Here is a 17,414-nt window from a genome sequence, read left to right on the forward strand (position 1 = left end):
GCTTGCGAGCGTTCCCCCGACGTCTCAGTGACGGCGAGAATCAGCGATGGTTGTACGGGTTGAAGCGATTGTCGAAATCGACCGATCGCTACCAGCACTGAATTGATGCGACAACGCTGGCCAGAATCGATCAAGTTTGGAGGGGCGACCTAGGGTTGAAGAAACCTCTGCACCGGTCTTCCCAAACCATTTGGTCGCTTCCCATGGATCCGAATTCCATCGATCTCAGTTCATTGCCCGTGGTCCCGATTGCTATCCTAGCAGCGGTCTTCTGCTTGGCTGTCATCGTCGTCTACGGCTTCGCGATGAAGTGGAGTCTATCGCTGGCCGGTTGTGGCCAGCATGGATTCGGGTGGTCTTTCTGCGTGTCGATCGCGGCTGGATTCTCTAGTGGCTTGGCTTCGGTTGGCTGTGCACTATTCGCCGATTCGCTTTCACCTGTCTTGGCGTTCATTCTTTCGTTTGGCTCAGCGGTGCTGACGGTCTCGGTGATGACGCAAAGCGGACCGATCTCCTCAGGAGTTGCCTACCTTGCCTTCATGATGATCGGCGGACTCGGAATGGCGCTGACCGTCGTCGTGCTGGTGGCCTCATCGTGTGTATTCTTCGACATGGGTGAACTTGCGAAGATGGCTCAATCATTGGAGCCTCACATGAATGCGAATGTCGAATCAGTTGGCGATGAAGAAGACATGTGGGCGGCGTTGCCGAAACAACTTGACAATGCATTCTTCGAAAGCGAAGAATTAGTCACCGATGTCAGTGCACCCAACACGCCAAATGGTGTGATCGATGAAGTTGGCTCGCAGCCTAAGTTGAGTGCAGATCAGTCGGCTGATTCAACGTATGAGCACAATTCGCGAAAAGCGAATCAAAACAGCGTGCAGGTCAACCCGTTCGTGCAGTGAAAGACGTGTTCTCAACTGAATAACGCGTTGATCGGTTTGCCATCGCGAACCAACGTGATGGGACGACCTGTCTCGCTGTCGAATTCCATGGCGGGATCGATGCCGAGGTTCTGATAGAAACTGGCCGCGACGTCGTCGGGCGTGATTGCTTCGTGCCGCGGTCCCGCGGCGGTGTCATCGCTTTCCCCGATCACTTGTCCTCCACGAACGTTGCCGCCCGCCATCAACATGAACATGCAGCGTGGGTAGTGATCGCGACCACCCTCCGCGCTCCGGTCGTTGATTTTGGGAGTGCGTCCAAATTCGCCAGTAACAAACACTGCGGTGGATTCCAGGAGACCACGCTGTTCCAACCCGATCAGAAGTCCACTGAGCCCAGAGTCCAGCTTGGGCAGTTGTTGTTCCTTCAACTTCGTGAAGTTGTCTTGGTGAGTGTCCCAGCCTCCGAGCTGAAGTGACACGAAGCGAACATCCGATTCGACCAATCGAAGGGCGAGCAAGCAGCTTTGGCTGAACGGGTCTTCGCTAAACTGCTTTTGCATGCTTTCCGGTTCGCGTGAAATGTCGAAGGCCTCGCGAGCACGTGACGATGTGATCATTGCGTAGGCTTGTTCACCAAAGCGGTCCAGTCCCTGTAGTAGCGACTCGTCGTTCTCAAGGGCAGCGAATCGACGATCGAGCTTCTTCAGAAGGCTTTGCCGCCGGGTGACTTCGTCAATGGAAACATTGCCCGGCAACGCGATTCCTCGCACTGAAAATGGTTTGTTGGGCGCCGGGGTAGCCTTTGTCTCCAGTGCGGCATGCTGAATACCAAGGAATCCCGCGCCGTGAGATGCTTTGGGGATCGCAACGTGGTTTGGGATGTTGTGATCGCCCGGACGTTCACGAGTCATCACCGCGCCATAGCTGGGGTATTCCAACGAAGGGATCGGACGGGTGCCGCAATTGATGTACTCACGCCCCAGTTGATGCGCTGCGAGTGTGTGGCTGACGCCTCGAAGAATCGCGAATTTGTCTGCGACCTGTGCCAGTTTCGGCAGGTGTTCGCTGATTTGAATGCCGGGAACGTTCGTTCGAATGGGCTTGAACTGACCGCGTACTCCATCGCTTGCATCAGGTTTTGGATCAAACGTGTCGATGTGCGATGGTCCACCGTTGAGTTCGATGAAGATGGCACGTTTGGCACCGCCGGGAAGGACTCGCCCGGCTTCCTCCGCTCGCAGCAATGTTGGCAAAGACATGCCCGGCAACGCGACCGCACCCAATCCCAGCGTCCCCGCACGAAGAAAATCGCGACGAACGATACCATCGCAAGTTCGATGAAGTTTCATTTGGAATTGCCCAGTGGAATGTTTGATGGGAGTGACGTTTCGATTGTCAACGTTTCGGACGAACGATGGATTGATCAGTGCGTGATGATGAATTCTTTGGTATTGACCAAGGCCCACATCAGCGATTCGAGACCCGATTGTGGCGACTTGGATTCAGCGATGAACTGAAGCGATGTTTCGCGTTCGCCATCGTCGGGGTAGCGTGAGAGAGTTCGAAGGTATGCGTCATCGACGACTTGATCCATCGAGGTTTCTGGGGCGTTGTCTTTGTCGGATTCGATCCGCTCCAGTTCCCACGCATCGGGATCATCCAACAACGCGGCTAATCCCGGCGAGGCGAAGCCGTAACGTTCCAATTTGTCTTGGACTCGCCCGTATTCCTCGCGAATTCGATCGCGGTTGGTGCGACGTTGTTTGGGAGTCATTCGTTGGAACCGCTTGAGCTTCGCAATGGTTTGACGCTGGAACAGTTCGGCTCGACGCTGGATTTGAGGGTCGACTCCCGCGTCGCCGGATTCGAGACCGAGAGACTTCATCGTCTGAGTGACCCAACCGTCCTTCGACCCAAGTTGTCGATACATCTCAAAGTCATTTCGTAAATAGATCGATTGAAGCAGGCTGGGTGAATCGCTCCGGTCGCAATCGCAGTTGCTTTCCCGTTCGGATTGACCAAACACCTGCAACGCGAAACTTCGGTTGTTGCGGTTTTGGGTGACGCCATTGGCAATCGCCATCTGTTGCATTTCGCCTCGCATTCGATCGGCTTCTTCACTGGACTGAGTTGCAAGCAACACTGCGTCGTGGATCACTTCGGCGGGGAGTCGCCGCGGAACGTGACGGGCAAAGTTGTGGTCGTCATGACGATTGCTCGCATTCGAGTCCATGCTTCGCTGATACGCGTCGCTGGTGGTGATCTCACGGGACAACCATTTCAAGTCATAGCCGCTGTCGATGAATCGTTTCGCCAGTTCGTCCAGTAGTTCAGCGTTGCTCGGGGCATTGGCTAGGTTCATGTCATCGGTCGGGTTGATGATTCCGATGCCGAAGTAGTTCGCCCAAACGCGATTGACGATCGCTTTCGCGAAGTAGGGATTGTCGTCTTGGCGAAGCCAAGCCATCAGGTCGCCTCGTGGGTCGCGATCCAGTGCAACCGAGTCAGACTGACCGAGGATCAGACCTTCGGGAATGCTGATGGGTGCAGCCTTCTGGTTCTTTTTGGCCCTTGCTTTGGCACGTTTTTTCTGAGCTTGATACGCTGCGGTGTTGTAAACCAACTCGGGGAAAGGAACGGTTTCGCCTTGTTGCGCGGCCTTGTAGATCTTTCTTCGAAGGTCGCCATTGCGGAGCTTTTCTTGTCCGGTGATTTTAGAAATCAGTTGGTCGCGTTGCTCACGAGAATCTCGGGCGACCGTGTTCGGTCTCGCTTCGATGCTTTTGAAAAGCTTTGCAAACTGATCGAAGTCGTCCTTGGACCATTGGTCAAAAGGATGTTTGTGGCACTGCGCGCATTCGATCCGAATTCCCAGGAACGAATACGCGAATCCGATCGCTCGTTCTTCGGGTTTTTGGAAATTGCGGCGGGCCCAGTACAAAGGCATTCCCGAACGCTCAGCGAATTGTGATTCGTTGCCAGGTCGGCAAGCATCCGTCATCGTTTTGCAATATTGCAGATACGACTCGTCTTCTTCTCGGTTGTCTGCCATCACGATGCCTTCGACGATTTGGTCGTAGGGCAAGTTGTCTTCGAGACGGACTCTCAGCCATTCGTACCAAAGCCGCGAGGCAGAACCGCGAACGGGCAAGGCGTTGTTCAGTTGCACGTCGCTGTTGCCGGTCCAATCGGCAAGCCGAGTCGCCCACCACGCGGCGTAGCCAGGCGAGTCAAGCAATTCGTCGACCAGGCGTTCTCGTTTGTCCGGACGTGTGTCAGCCAAAAAGGCACGAACGTCTGCGGCTGCCGGTAGAGTTCCGGTGATGTCCAGGCTGGCCCGACGGATGAAGTCGGAGTCATCGCACAAGTTCGACGGTGTGATTCCAAGCTTGTCGAGTTTGACCTGGATCAGCTGATCAATCGGATGATCAGAAGGCTCGGGCGATGGAATCGATTCCTGAATCGCGACACGCCGAATCACCGGGATGGGAACCACCGCTCGGTCGTAAGCGATGACGACGTGTGTGTCACCCGTTTCGCCAGAAGAGACCAATCCATGTTCGTCGATATCAGCGATTGCGTCATCATTGGTCGTGAAGCGACAGAGGTCGGTCACGTCTTCGCGGGTTCCATCGGCCCAGTGTGCAATGGCTGTCAGCGAAACGGATTGCGATTCATTTTGGAACTGTATTTCGGAAGGTTGAATCTCAAGGCGATCCAACGCGTCGATCGTTTGCGTTTCAAAGCTGGCACCGGCAGCGATCCAATTGCGTAGCGTGTGGTACTGCCAACTTCCGACATCCAGGCGTTTGCCGCCTTCGTGCATGTCGGCATCAGTGGGTTTGGCCAGGATCAAGCTCTCACCAACATCGTCGGTGTCGACGCGGCCAGTATCGGGATCTAGCAACGCTGCATGGTCGGCACGGAAGTCATAGCCAAACAACGAAAGTTGAAAGTCGCCGCGACCTTGAAAAGATCCATGGCAAGCTCGCCCGTTGCAGCCCAAACGACCGAGCAGTGGAGTGATGTGTCGTTGGAAGTCAGGGACCTCTTTTGACGATCCGTCTGCCATTCGGACTGAAAGCGGTTGAGCGACGGTTTCATTCGTCGCTGGATCGATCGACGGATTCGGTGATTTAGCATGGGATGCATCGGCGACGAACGCGACGATCAAACCGACTCCCACAATTGCGATGAAGTGAGTTCCCAAGTTCAAGCTTCGAGTACGTCGCACCACGGTTTCTCCCTCGGGACTCTGCGTCGTCGCATGGCAAGTGACAACATTGTCGCTCGAAATGTCGTTACCCACGGCATTGCCATCAACAGTATTGAACGTGTGTCGACGTCCAAAGTACCGTCCGGGACGAGGCAAATGGGAAAAGAAAACTGAGATTTGCGCCGGTCAGTGGGCTCGAACTGAGCGGTGCGAGCAGTTTGCGGCGTGGCGAGGCACGTTGGGCGATTTGTGCTGCTGCTTCTGCAGCGCGTGCGCAGTCGTTCTCACGTGAGTTCAGCCATCATGCAAGCGACATCAACTTCGCCACTCACTAATGTCGAATCACACATCGCGACGGTTCAAGAGTCCTTGCTGGAATCGTCGTCGTCGCTCAAGAAATCCAGGTCGAACTCTTCGATTTCTTCGACCGTTTCCGCAGTTGGGTCGGTGGTTCTCGCAGGCTGATCTTGGTTGCTCGGCTCATCGCTCGGCGACAAGGTGATTTCGTCGTCCCCGCCATCGTCTCCGGTTGGCAGAGTGAATTCGCCCGTGTTGGGATCCGCTTCCAGTTGCAAGGAATCTTCGTCGGGATTGAAGGAGGATTCGCCACGCAATTGAGTGATTTGTTCGCTGGGCGAATCGTCATCCAGCAAGTTGCCAACATCAAGCGGCTCGTCGTCAATTGTTTCGGACAGCAGTCCGGCTGAGGTGTCGCTCGGTTCTGAATCGTCGAGCAGTTCGACATCATCGACGCCAAGTTCTTGAACTTCTTCCTCGGCAGGAAGAGCGTCAACGTCCATCGATTCCAATTCGCTGGATGCCAAATCGGCTTCGCTCGTTTCCGAGGCGGGTTCGTCGTCGATCAGGAGGTAATCGGATTCTTCCGTTGTTGTCTCGCTGACTGGCTCGTTCGTTTCGGCAGCGGGTTCGGAGGAGTCGAAATCCAAGACTTCGGTGACTCCCGCCACGGCAGTTGCGACGCCGACCACACCCAACGACTCGGCACCAAATGATGAAGCGTCCGCGTCGTCGCTGACTTCTTCAGAGGAAGAACTGTCCTGCGCACCCTTTGGAAGCGGGAAGATCTCTTCCACGTTGTCGCGAAGCACTTTGCGTCCGAGTTCGACAGCCCGTTCGATTGACCATCCTCGGTCGCTGACGAACTGGTCCGCCAACACACCGCTGAGGACTTTGCGGTACATGTCAAACTTGGGCCAGATGAATTCCAGTTTGTAAGCGTCGCTGTAGTAACCGATCTGTTTGGTTTGCGGAACGGCTTCGAGCCGTGCAGCTGCATCGCGAGCGATGAACGAAGGCGTGTTGCTGTACCACCAGTGGCCGTTGGTGATCACGTTGGGGAAGATCCATGCGTAGCTGACCAATTCCTGGTTGGTGACGCTTGCCAGAACCGAGACGGGGAATTTTACGTTCGGGAACGAGTTGAACAGTTCGCGATACTGAATCAACGAAACTCGCGAATCGTAGAGGTCTTGTCCTTGGAAGACGCCTTCGGGGTAGACCTGACGATTGACGCCAATCATCAAGTCAAACGGCAGACCAAATTCGTCGCAAAGTTCAGCCAGCGTCCAGAACACTCGGCGAGACAGAGCTTCCTGATGCGATGCATCTGCGGAAATACCTTGTTGCAAGACAGCGTTGAGCGCCGTCGACGCTCGGCCATCGCCAACGGGGGTCGGCGTGAATGTTGGTGGGATCGAAATCGCACAGGCACGAGCACCGCGGCTGACGAAGTGTTCAAAGCGTTGTTTCAAACTCGAACGAAGACTTTCGAGACTGCCGTCCAGTTCGATGCCGGTGCAAGCAGCCAACCGGCCGCGAACTTCTGGTTTTGCGAGATGGAATACCAGGTCGTCCGTTCGAAGGCATGGAATGTAGGTTTCGGTGTCAAAGCCTTCGAGAGCGTCGTCGAAGTCGTTGGTCAGGAAAACGGCTTGGACGTTGCTTTGGTCGAGCACCGTTTCGGACCACTGTGCCGATGCCATGATCGATTCGCTGCGATCATAAAGGACTTCCCAATTGTTCAGGTGCAATCGGTCTTCTTCAAAGCCAAAGAACGTGCGGCAGATTTCAATCAGCCAGCTGTACTGAGCGGTGTTTTCCAGCGCCTGCAGTCCGCCCACCAAACGTTCGACCAATTCCTTGGGCCCGATCGCCTTGTCTTCGATGTGCGACTTGGGCATCCCGGCCGAGTGCGCGAGTTCGGTGTAGTAGTGATAGCCGAGCACATCAGCCAGCGTCTTCGATGCGGGCGAATGCGGATTGATGTGCGAGTGTGGATCAATCAACCGGATCGACGTCAACGCTTCGTAAATTTCGGATTTCGGTCCGTGGGCAACGTTGGACGAGTCTGACATGGTGGCGGCATTCATGAGTGGCGAAATTCAATCGCACCAGGATACTCACTGATGCCCTGCGGATCGACCGTGGTATGTACCAACCTTGGTCGGGATCGTCCAAAATCACCCGCACAATCGTTGCGATTCAAAGCGTGAGCCAGCCAGACTCGAGAAGGCCGGTGACAGCGGACAAGGCAGCCTGAGATCCTTTGTCGAATCGGCCTCCTGTGACCATGTTTGCTGACATTCCTAGCTCGACGGCCCCGGAATCGTGCCAGCGATGAAGGGTCCAAATCCACCATCCAAAGAGTGTGCTCGCGGTGATGGATCCGATGTACACCAACCAGATCGCCGGCCTCGCGAATTTGCTGGGCGAAGGCGCGATCAAGGTTTCGTAGAGCTGCAAGACCAGCGAGGCTTTCTGTGGGGCCGACAATGCTCGAAGAGCCGTTTCGTCGATGGCAGAGGCGATGGTCTCGATCGCGGATTCGGGGATTTGTTGGCCGTTCGGCTGTTCGATCTCCTGGTTGTTCAGCTGCCCGCATAACCACGAAGTTCGGTAGGTCAGCGGAATCGTGAACAGGAGCGGAATGACCAGCAGCAACAGCAACGGCTCGCCGATCAAGATCCCGAGTCCGGTGATCGCCGCGACCGTGAGCACTCGCCCGGTCACTTCCCGCCATGGCGAAGGGCGAGTGAACGTGGCCTGAACAATCTTGCCACCGTCGAGCGGCAGCAGCGGCAGCAAATTCATCCAATTCAACAGCAGGCCAAGGCCTCCGAGTTCGAACAGCCACGGTCGGCTGCTATTCATCATCAGAATCGGTACCGCGGTCACGGAAGCATTCGTATCTGAGTTGCCCGCCGTAGCAACCATGAGCAATCCCATCGAAATCACGATGCCTGGCAGCGGCCCCGCAAAATAGACGATTGCCTTTTTCCAAGTCGCCAACTGGACCTGGTGACCACTGACGGCTGCGCCAAACATTGGCAGGAACACCAATCGAATGTTGCGATACCCGAACGCGATCATCGCGATGCAGTGACCAGCTTCATGCACCAATAGAATGCTGACCAATATCAACACCAGCCGCACGTCCCACCAAATCAAGCCGACGGCAAAAAAAATCGCCAGCGAGACCAGCAACATCAGAGTTTGGCGAGGCCAGTCATTGGGCTGAGTTTCCTTCGCCCGAATCGCAGCAACGAGCGAAGCGTCCGGACCGGACATGCACTAGCAACCTTCAGCGAGCGGTTGTCCGTCAGGCTTCTTTGTGTTGGAGCAGACCAGTTTGGTTCCGTCTGAATCCAAACGCATGTTCGGACCAGCGATCTCGGGGCCGATGTGTGACAGCTGATTGTTGTCGTCGACGAAGATCAAGCGAGGTTGATGAGTCGCGGCTTCGGCTTCGGGCACCATCGCGTAGGCAGCCAAAATCACATGGTCGCCGGGGCGAATTAGGTGAGCGGCTGCGCCGTTGGCACACACGTCGCTGGAATTCGGCAAGCCTTCAATGGCGTACGTTTCCAAGCGGGTGCCGCGAGTCACGTTCCAAACATGGAGAGACTCGTACGGATGGATTTTGGCAGCAACCAACAATTCCGGCGGAACGGTCAGGCTGCCTTCGTAGTTCACGTCTGCGCCCGTCACCGTCGCACGATGAATCTTGGCCGCCAGCATTTTTCGATAAGGTGTGTCCACCAACTCAGTCCACCAGGTAGGGCTTCAGTTGTTCGATTGTTTTGTCCGAACCAATTTCCAGTTTTCCAAATCCGCGTTCGGCACCTTCGCTCATGGCCACTTCCTGATGCTCATCGTAGTTGGTCACCAACATGACAGGCACTTTGGCGAGATCGGGGTCGGATTTGATTTGCTTGATCACGTCCAATCCATCCGTGTAGTCGCGATCGAGTTTTCGGTTGACGGTCACGAGATCCACGTCGCGTTTCTTCAACAACTCAATCGTGTCTTCGGCACCGTGGGTCTGCAACACCGAAGCGTCAAAGTGTGAGGTCACCATTTGACGTATGGCATTGAAATCGGGACCGCAATTGCCGCAGTCGACTAGGGTTTTCGCCATCGGATGAAACATCTCCGTCGAGGGGGTTCCAGGAAGTTGCCTGGGAACGATCGAACCGAAACATTCTGGTGTAACCGCGCCGGCATGAATGAACAAGGTGCAAGACCCGTATCGGTCACAAGCAACGGATGCGCCAGTTTCGCGAAAATTCGGAGTCGCCGAACAAGAATCGCTTCTGTTCAGGCCGCGAATCGGCGTTCACTAAGCCGGTCGGGGATCACCGGGCACGTTCGCGATCTTGAATCCAACGCTGCATATCAGCGTGAACCTGCGAGGGCGTGCGATCGTCGCTCAGCGATGGGGAGGCGGCGATCGACAGTTCTTTGGCCAGCATCCGCAGGGCCATCGCGTGCAATTGGCTCAGCAAATGATCGCGTTCTGCGACAGCTTGTCGCAAATCGGCCTTTGTCGCCCGGGACTCGGGCGGAGCCGGAGCACCATCGATGAGAAATCGCTCAATCCAATCTCGATCCGGATCAATCGGACGTTTGCAACTTCGGCAGGATTTGACCATGAGCTTTGTTTCGGCCGAGACGCTCGAGGCATCAGCGGATTGATTTGGCTAGGAAGAACAAAACGGACGGAAGAATCGCGATCCGCCGCGGGTTCCTACCTCGTCGCGATCCACAAGAACGCACCTTCCGTGGCTGCTAGCCTAACCTAGCACATTCCAGAAAAAGTGGGCACGCGACGGTCAATCCAGTTTAGCGGTTGGCTGGTTCAGTCAGAGTTCGACTCGGGCTCAATCACGCAACGGGACACCGCTGCCGATTCCGACCGACGCCAGAAGACCACTCAACAGCGGAAATCCACAGCATGTGATCCCGCCAACGATCGCACCGGTTCCGGACAGTGCTCCCAGCCAAATTCCCCCGCCACTGAACCATGGTTTTGAGTTGTCGTTCGTAGTGGGTTGGCTCTGGTTGACCGTTCTCAATTCGGTGATTGCCAACGGTGAGCAGCAGGGCGTTGGCTGTTTTTCGTGAGGTGTTTGTTCCGTGTTCATTGCTGAATCCTTCCTGCTCCGCATTCGAATGCGGATGTCAATCGGGATGTGGCAACCGATGGGTTGCTCACCTCTCAAGACGATCTTGATCGCAGAACGACGCAGAGGTTTTGAAAGAAACTCACGCGTCAAAGTCCCTTGGGTCGTCCGCATGGTTTCTTTGGTAGCTGATCAAATTGCCACGCCGGTCGTGTTCGAAACTGCAGCAGTCAAAGAGGACTTGCTTGAGTTTCGTTCGCCCTCGTTGAACCCGCGACTTTGCACCGGACAACGAGATGCCGAGCTTGTCAGCGATTTCTTGTTGCGACATACCCTTTAGCTCATAGAGCTCGATCGCTTCTTGGTACTCAGACGGAAGTTGTTCCAGCATCTTGGGAAGCCAACCGATAACGACTTCTTCAACGCTTTCTTCGCTCTCCGGACTAGCGTTCACTTCGTCGGCCAGCGTCGCCGCTTCGCGTGACTTGACGCGATAGTGATCGACCACCAAGTTGCGAGCGATCTGAAAGACCCACGAGCGGATGCGTTGTTGATCGTCGACCCCATCCAGTTTGGTGTGGATGCGAACAAAGGTCTCCTGCAACAAATCCTCCGCGAGCTGCGCATCAGAGACTCGGTGCATGAAGAACGATCGAAGCTGCTCGCCAAACAAACTCCAGAGTTGAGCGGTGGTGGTGTTGTCGTGACTCATGTCATGTTCTTTCCGTTCTACCGTTGATCTCTTCGCGATGGACGATCGCCGTCAGTCGGTTGTCGAGATCAACGGAGTGAATTGCTGTGGTCACGAGGGAACCGCCATTGGTTCTTGAAAGGCGAGGTCGGTGGAACACACGCCGGTCGATGGCAGTTTCAGTTCGACCTTCCGAGCCGCCTCGTGATCGCCGGCGAGTTCGGCTGCGATCGATCGAACTTGTTCGTATCCGGTCATCATCAAAAATGTGGGTGCCCGACCATAACTCTTCATCCCGGCCAGATAGAACCCACGTTCGGGGTGTTGGAGCTCGAGGGCTCCGTGCGGCGGGACCGATCCGCAGCTGTGTTGGTTGGGATCAATCAGCGGTCCCAAGGTCTTGGTCGCTTCCGTGGAAGTGTCAAATTCGAGTCGCAGTTCGCGAAGCATACCCAATTCGGGCCTTGCCCCGGCTGCGACGATGATCTCGTCAACGACGACTTGCGACACGCCGTCGACATCGAAGACTTCCAATCCATCTTTGTGTTCGCGGATCGCGCCGATTGAAAGACCGGTCAGCAACGTTGCTTTGCCGTTGTCGACGACCTCTTTTACGCGAGTGCCCAGAGCACCCCGTTCTTCGATTTCGTCCGTGGATCCGCCGCCCCAAAGCTTGGCTGGATTCTTACGGCGAATGGCCCAAGCGATCATGGTTTCGGGAGACTCACCAGCCAATTCCGCCAAACTCAAAACGACACCGGTGGCGGAGTGTCCCGACCCAACAACTAGAACTCGCTTGCCAGCATACCGATGCCGCTCGCTGTCTAAAACGTCTGGCATTCCGTAGCTAATATTGGCTTGGAACTGTTGCTCACCGTCTGCCCACACTCCGCCGGCACCCATTGGGTTCGGCGTGCCCCAAGTTCCCGACGCGTCGATCACGGCACGAGCCTGGAAGCGACGCGGGCCATCATTCGTTTTCGCGACGATCAAGAAGGGGGCGTCATTTCGATTCCCGTCTTTCATTCGATCGTGTCCATCTCGAGAGATCGATGTGACCTTGTGATTCAGTTTAAGACGAGACGAGATGCCAGCGTGTGCCGCGAGCGGATCAAGGTAATTCTTAACAAGCTCGCCAGCGAAAGGAACGTGGTCACCATCGGGTTCCTTCCACGAACGCTCGGACTGCAGAGCCCGTTTTGACGCGGGATCGATCAGGTAGGACCAAGGGGTGAACAGACGCACGTGCCGCCATTCCCACATGCTCGCGGCGATTCTCGATCCCGCTTCGAGAATGATGAAATCCTGATCACGTTCCAGCAAATTCGCGGCGGCGGACAATCCAATCGGTCCGGCACCGATGATGGCGACCGGTAGAGATTCGTTTGCCTTGTTGAATGAAGGCTGAGTCAGCGTGTCGGCGCTTGAAGCAGCCTCAGGCGGCGCCGAGGTTCCGCAGCACTGCGTCGATGGTTCCGCCCGTGCGGGGTTGAACCCGGCGATGTTTGACAATTGCGTCGGAGACCCGCCACAGCATTGCGTTTCTGCGGCCTGGTTTGAATCCGAAACTGATGGTTCCGGTGAGGTTTCGAAAGCGGTGGCTTCTGGGCGGATGAAGCTTCGACAGTTTGATTGAGGCTGGTTCATTGCGTTCCTTTCAAAAAATGACTTCTCGCAGGTAAAGACGAGCATGCCATCAAAAAGACGCAGCCTCGTTTAGCTTGTTTGGCGAAATCTTGCGTTGATTCTCGTGAATCACTGGCTGCCAGAGGGGATTGCTGTCTTGAAAATCTCTCGATTTCGTTGGCCACCAACCCGACGCTTGATTGACTTGATTTTGCTGTCCAAGTCCAAATCGTAGAACATTGCGATGTCGTTTTGACCTTTGTGAAAAGCTTTCTCGTCGATGATTGCAAAGCGTTCAAACAACCACGTGAGCCGACTGCTCTTTTCGATCTATCGCGACCTGGCCTTCTTCCACCAGGTGTCTCCAGCGACGCTCATCTGCATCGGCAAGGCAAGGGCGTTCCACATCGCATTCGAAGCAACAGAACTTCGTTTCCCGAGCGTATCTAACATGCACGTGGAACACCTGGGCTTTGTTGCCCAGATGAACATCAGCGACGGTTCAGGGCAAAGAGGGCACCAGAATCTGCTCGTGCAGATCTTTTTATTGCATCGTGAATCTCGTCGGCAGAGAATTCTATCAAGTCCATGATGAATCCGGATGAACCATCTGAAGGTCCGACCCCGTGGTCTCCGTCGTTACCCGCATCGAGTTGTAGCCTGATGAGCAACGCACAACCGTCTTATTCGCGACCGCTTCTCATCCTTGCGGGGCTGCTATCCATCCCACTCATGGCGATCATTGCGTTGTTCGCCGCTGTTGGTTGGGGATTGATGACGGGGCACGTTGCAGACACAAAAGTGTTGCCTGGAGGCAAGCTGCCACCACGAATTACCAAAATCGTTTCCGCGTCGGCGGGTCTGGCTCAAGACGAGCGAATACTCTTTTTCTATTCATCCGCAATGACTCCTGAAGGTGACGGGAATTTATTGACGGACAGGCGTGTAGTGTCCTACGTCGCTGACGGTACCGACACATGGTGTGATTCGATTGCATTGGATGAGGTCGAATCGGTGGACTTTATCCAGAGCGATAGCTGGCTCGAAGACTCTACCATCGTCATTGTGTCGACCGACGGTTATGAGCTCACGCTATACGCAAGTAACGAGGGTGGCGGTGATGTCCGATTCGTTGATGCAATCCGACGTGCCGCCAAACTTGACCTCGATTAGCGATGTGTGCGACTGAGTACTGATTCACGCGTTCATGATTGGAAATCACCCGCCGTACCCGGTGACGGCGGACAGTAATCAGCTGAGCGAATGCACGTCTGGCTCGATGCGTTTTAAGAACGTCTCACTTCAGCCATGAAGGAGAAGGTCGATGGATACCGGGACTTCTCTGGGGGCGGCCATATCGTGGAGCTTTCCCCCCCATGCTTTTTTGCCCGTCGTCTCTCAGCACTTCGCAAGGCGATCGATACTTGATGGCCATCTTTCTGGTCGGCTCCGTTGAAGCCCGCTTTGACACCCTGGAATCCAATGCAAAGCTTTTGAGGGACGTCACTGCCAACCAGAGATGCCGTCGAACACGGCGAAAGAAAATCGGGGCGACCCAAGATTCACCTTGGGGAGCGAGTCCCCTGGACAGCGTCTTCTGATGCAAGTTTTGCCGGAAATCATTGTGTTTTCCGCAGAAGATGTCTTCGAACTCAACGGAGGGAAAATAGCGTGAAAACCCAATTTCATGGCACTTCCCCCGTCTCTGAGCTCGCATCGTCGGTTCAATTCTCCGTCGCTCGGGAAAGTTGTTTCCCCATGTCCATCAACAAAACCTCGCAGGTTTCTGGTCCTCCAAATTCGGAAAAGTCCGAATTGAACGGTACTAAAACAGCGAAAACCAGGCAGCGCGGGTTACCCGATCGCAGCAGTTTGCAATCGCTCGCTGAGACCTATCTTGATGTTCAGCAGCAACACTGGCCCAAAGAGATCGCCAGGATCTACCCGGAAGTTTCACGAGACTCCGATCTCGGCAGTATGATCGAATTGTTCGAGCGGACTTACATTTCCGGTGAGCCGAGCAAGGAAATAGCTGGCCCAAGCGAGCGGGGATTATTGGGCGTCGCGTATTGTCGGTACAGCGATGCGAACTCAAATCCACGGTCGCTCGATCAGCAGCTCAAAAACGTGTTGGAGCGAGCCGCGAAAGAGGCGTTCTTTATTCCGTGGCAGTACGTGTTTGCCGATGCTGCCATATCAGGCACGACGGATCAAAGGGGCGGCTATCAGCTGATGAAGTCGCTGATTATGCGAGACGCGGATGCTCCGAAGTGCTTTTTTATCGATGAACTTGGACGGGCAAGCCGAGATCACATCGAATCGTTGAGCCTCGGACGTTTGATCGAGCAATGTGGAAAGCGTCTGATCGGCGCGACCGACGGTTTTGACTCAGAAAACCCAACGTCGAAAATCATGTTGACCATCTTCTCCATGCTACACGAGCTCTTCGTCGATCAGCTTCGCGAGAAAGTAGGCCGTGGAATGGACGATGCTTTCCGACAAGGAAAACCGCTCTACAAGCCCAGCTACGGTTATGCGCTAGAGCCAATCCTGGATGACGACGGCGCGACAATTGTCTCGCAAGATGGAAAGCCGGTTCAACAAGTGGTGATCGTGCCGGCAGAAGCTGAGCAGGTTCGTCGAATGTTCAAGCTCTACGCCGATAATGGCTGGAGTCCCCGGCGGATTGCACAATTGTTCAATGAGGAGCAAATCGATGATCGCCAAGCGTGGAGCAATACCCTGATTCGAAATGCCCTGCAACGTGAGATGTACCGCGGTCGAGAAATTTGGAACCGCACGGCCAAGAAGATGGATCCTCTAACCAAGGCGATCAAGACCGTGAATCGTCCAGAGGACGAGTGGCGTATACGCGAAATGCCGCATCTTCGTATCATTGATGATGAACTCTGGCAGCGTGCACAAGACCGGATGAAGAAGCTCAGCGTGGCTTACAATCCGGCGAACTCATCAATCACTCGCAACGAGGGTCACGCGAAACGAATCTTCAACTATTTTTGTTACAGTTGCGGAAATCCGATGTGGTCCGGTCGCGGTTCATCGCGGCCGGTCGTTTGCTGTTCAAGAGGAAGGGACGGCATCGATGGATGCAAGATGGACGGGAGTAAGACTCTCAGTCACATCGATCAGTCGCTGCTGAATTTCATACTTGGCAAACTGGCCGACGGACAATTCGTGACCGATCTTGTAAACGCTGCTAACAAACACCTCACTGATTTGTCTCGGGCACCATTGCCGAACACGGAAGTCATCACGCAGACGATCGAGTCGAAATCCAAATCGATTGACCGTATCGTCGGTTCGCTTGAAGCTTTTGATGAGGAGGATGATTTAGTTCCTGTGCTACAAAAGGTCGCCAAGCTGAGGAAAGAAGTTTCTGAGTTGAAGTCTCTGCAGACCGCGGCTGAGCAATCCCACACGAGAGTCGCTCCCATCCGACCTGATCAAGCTGCAGAGTTGGTAGCCGACCTAAGCGAGCTGTTATATCGCGATACGGAGGCTTCAAACCGAGTGCTGTCTGCACTGGTCGGGCGAGTTAGGATCGAGCGAGGCGAACAGATTAGCCAACGGCGTTTCAAATGGTATGCCCATTTCAGCTTCAATGCCGTTCCCGTGCTCGTAGAGATTGCTCGGCAAAAGTCTTGTCCAAGTACGGACATGTGGGAGTTCCTCTCTGACCGTAGTTGGACAACTGAATTCCCCACCAATCTAGAGATCCGAAGTTTCACGACCGCTGAAATCTTATCGAAAACCGTAGCCGACATGTACTCGGCTGGTTCGAGTCGCAACAACATCGCAATCAGCCTTGCCATCGACAGCAGAACTGTGGACGCGGCTCTTCGGCTGTGGGGAGATGGAGAACGGTGCTATTTACCTGATCAAAGGCTGATCGAATCTCGCCGGTTCGAATCAATCGAGTCGGTAAAACTGCAGGAAGAGGTTCGACGGCTTGTCGATGAAGTTGGACTCGATTTTGAAGAAGTCGGTGAGAAATTGGGGAAGAGTTCCGCTTTGGTTTCTCGGACATACAAGCAAGCCGATCCGACGAAGAACCGGCTTCTGGCCATGGACGGCACCATCCTGCGAAAGTCGCCAAAGCGGCGAATCTCTCAAGAACAAATCAACCTCATCCGTTGGCACGTGAGAGAAGGCGAGATGAGCAACCGCAAGATTGCTCAAGAAGTCGGTTGCGATCATCATACGGTTGCGGATGAAAAGCAACGGATGGCTCGGGAGGGAATCGACATCTAGGGACCATGTCGCATTCGGCCTGTCTTCAGGCTGATCGAATTGACTTCCTCGCGTGAGTCACCAAGTTATGTGGCTCCGCGAGGAGGTTGTTTTTCAAACGTGTGCCGAGCCTAGCAGCCGTTGCGCTCCAACGCAGCATCCATACGCTGCGTCATTCTTAGGCGACGTGTTCTGAACCGCGACGAACGAAGCAACATGAAATAGCAAGTGACTCAACCGCCGCATCCACGCGAAGTCAAATCCTGGTAAGCCGTCCATTGAAACAAAAAATTGATAGCATTGCTTCGTCTGCATCT

Annotated in this window: 14 protein-coding genes; 4 read left to right on the top strand and 10 right to left on the bottom strand. The window is 54.8% G+C overall.

Annotated features, from left to right (window positions below; genetic code table 11):
- The first annotated feature begins 203 nt into the window (after nucleotides 1-203).
- A complete protein-coding gene (locus CEE69_RS29075) occupies nucleotides 204-908 on the top strand; it encodes a hypothetical protein (RefSeq protein WP_099264042.1) in 705 nt (234 codons plus the stop codon).
- Nucleotides 909-919: 11 nt separating this feature from the next.
- On the opposite strand, the gene CEE69_RS29080 is transcribed toward CEE69_RS29075, so the two are convergent.
- From CEE69_RS29080 to CEE69_RS29125, 10 genes are all read right to left on the bottom strand, one after another.
- Nucleotides 920-2,239 (bottom strand): DUF1501 domain-containing protein, encoded by a 1,320-nt coding sequence (locus CEE69_RS29080; RefSeq protein ID WP_099264054.1) that lies wholly within the window; start codon nucleotides 2,237-2,239, stop codon nucleotides 920-922.
- A gap of 74 nt (nucleotides 2,240-2,313) precedes the next feature.
- Nucleotides 2,314-5,106: a DUF1549 and DUF1553 domain-containing protein gene (locus CEE69_RS29085; RefSeq protein ID WP_099264055.1), complete on the bottom strand. Its 2,793-nt coding sequence runs from the start codon at nucleotides 5,104-5,106 to the stop codon at nucleotides 2,314-2,316.
- 359 nt (nucleotides 5,107-5,465) lie between these two features.
- Nucleotides 5,466-7,496 (bottom strand): glucuronate isomerase, encoded by a 2,031-nt coding sequence (locus CEE69_RS29090; RefSeq protein ID WP_099264043.1) that lies wholly within the window; start codon nucleotides 7,494-7,496, stop codon nucleotides 5,466-5,468.
- Nucleotides 7,497-7,608: 112 nt separating this feature from the next.
- Nucleotides 7,609-8,694, bottom strand: coding sequence for a site-2 protease family protein (locus tag CEE69_RS29095; protein ID WP_099264044.1), 1,086 nt, complete (start codon nucleotides 8,692-8,694; stop codon nucleotides 7,609-7,611).
- 3 nt (nucleotides 8,695-8,697) lie between these two features.
- Nucleotides 8,698-9,165, bottom strand: coding sequence for an aspartate 1-decarboxylase (gene panD / locus CEE69_RS29100; protein ID WP_099264056.1), 468 nt, complete (start codon nucleotides 9,163-9,165; stop codon nucleotides 8,698-8,700).
- A gap of 4 nt (nucleotides 9,166-9,169) precedes the next feature.
- Nucleotides 9,170-9,544, bottom strand: a complete 375-nt coding sequence (locus tag CEE69_RS29105; protein ID WP_099264057.1) for a response regulator — start codon at nucleotides 9,542-9,544, stop codon at nucleotides 9,170-9,172.
- Nucleotides 9,545-9,761: 217 nt separating this feature from the next.
- Nucleotides 9,762-10,058 (bottom strand): hypothetical protein, encoded by a 297-nt coding sequence (locus tag CEE69_RS29110; RefSeq protein ID WP_099264045.1) that lies wholly within the window; start codon nucleotides 10,056-10,058, stop codon nucleotides 9,762-9,764.
- 228 nt (nucleotides 10,059-10,286) lie between these two features.
- Nucleotides 10,287-10,550 (bottom strand): hypothetical protein, encoded by a 264-nt coding sequence (locus tag CEE69_RS29115; protein WP_143549365.1) that lies wholly within the window; start codon nucleotides 10,548-10,550, stop codon nucleotides 10,287-10,289.
- Between the two features lie 121 nt (nucleotides 10,551-10,671).
- Nucleotides 10,672-11,241 carry an RNA polymerase sigma factor SigZ gene (gene sigZ / locus CEE69_RS29120; protein WP_099264047.1) on the bottom strand — a complete coding sequence of 190 codons (570 nt, stop codon included), beginning with the start codon at nucleotides 11,239-11,241 and terminating at the stop codon, nucleotides 10,672-10,674.
- A 90-nt stretch (nucleotides 11,242-11,331) separates the two neighbouring features.
- Nucleotides 11,332-12,867: an NAD(P)-binding domain-containing protein gene (locus tag CEE69_RS29125; RefSeq protein WP_233215761.1), complete on the bottom strand. Its 1,536-nt coding sequence runs from the start codon at nucleotides 12,865-12,867 to the stop codon at nucleotides 11,332-11,334.
- Nucleotides 12,868-13,153: 286 nt separating this feature from the next.
- Here CEE69_RS29125 and CEE69_RS29130 point away from each other — a divergent pair, with 286 nt between their 5' ends.
- The 3 genes from CEE69_RS29130 (at nucleotide 13,154) to CEE69_RS29140 (ending at nucleotide 17,118) form a co-directional block, all read left to right on the top strand.
- Nucleotides 13,154-13,438 carry a hypothetical protein gene (locus tag CEE69_RS29130; RefSeq protein WP_099264048.1) on the top strand — a complete coding sequence of 95 codons (285 nt, stop codon included), beginning with the start codon at nucleotides 13,154-13,156 and terminating at the stop codon, nucleotides 13,436-13,438.
- Nucleotides 13,439-13,509: 71 nt separating this feature from the next.
- Nucleotides 13,510-14,019: a hypothetical protein gene (locus tag CEE69_RS29135; protein ID WP_143549367.1), complete on the top strand. Its 510-nt coding sequence runs from the start codon at nucleotides 13,510-13,512 to the stop codon at nucleotides 14,017-14,019.
- Nucleotides 14,020-14,604: 585 nt separating this feature from the next.
- The gene (locus CEE69_RS29140; RefSeq protein ID WP_099264050.1) at nucleotides 14,605-17,118 is read left to right on the top strand and encodes a recombinase family protein; all 2,514 of its coding nucleotides are present in this window, start codon (nucleotides 14,605-14,607) and stop codon (nucleotides 17,116-17,118) included.
- Nucleotides 17,119-17,414: the final 296 nt, after the last annotated feature.

This window comes from Rhodopirellula bahusiensis (assembly GCF_002727185.1).
Taxonomy (GTDB): domain Bacteria; phylum Planctomycetota; class Planctomycetia; order Pirellulales; family Pirellulaceae; genus Rhodopirellula; species Rhodopirellula bahusiensis.

Bases quoted from the DNA above. Each gene is read 5' to 3' on its own strand.
- CEE69_RS29075 (WP_099264042.1), top strand. From the start codon at position 204: ATGGATCCGAATTCCATCGATCTCAGTTCATTGCCCGTGGTCCCGATT.
- CEE69_RS29080 (WP_099264054.1), bottom strand. From the start codon at position 2,239: ATGAAACTTCATCGAACTTGCGATGGTATCGTTCGTCGCGATTTTCTT.
- CEE69_RS29090 (WP_099264043.1), bottom strand. From the start codon at position 7,496: ATGAATGCCGCCACCATGTCAGACTCGTCCAACGTTGCCCACGGACCG.
- CEE69_RS29095 (WP_099264044.1), bottom strand. From the start codon at position 8,694: ATGTCCGGTCCGGACGCTTCGCTCGTTGCTGCGATTCGGGCGAAGGAA.
- CEE69_RS29105 (WP_099264057.1), bottom strand. From the start codon at position 9,544: ATGGCGAAAACCCTAGTCGACTGCGGCAATTGCGGTCCCGATTTCAAT.
- CEE69_RS29110 (WP_099264045.1), bottom strand. From the start codon at position 10,058: ATGGTCAAATCCTGCCGAAGTTGCAAACGTCCGATTGATCCGGATCGA.
- CEE69_RS29115 (WP_143549365.1), bottom strand. From the start codon at position 10,550: ATGAACACGGAACAAACACCTCACGAAAAACAGCCAACGCCCTGCTGC.
- sigZ (WP_099264047.1), bottom strand. From the start codon at position 11,241: ATGAGTCACGACAACACCACCACCGCTCAACTCTGGAGTTTGTTTGGC.
- CEE69_RS29125 (WP_233215761.1), bottom strand. From the start codon at position 12,867: ATGAACCAGCCTCAATCAAACTGTCGAAGCTTCATCCGCCCAGAAGCC.
- CEE69_RS29135 (WP_143549367.1), top strand. From the start codon at position 13,510: ATGAGCAACGCACAACCGTCTTATTCGCGACCGCTTCTCATCCTTGCG.
- CEE69_RS29140 (WP_099264050.1), top strand. From the start codon at position 14,605: ATGTCCATCAACAAAACCTCGCAGGTTTCTGGTCCTCCAAATTCGGAA.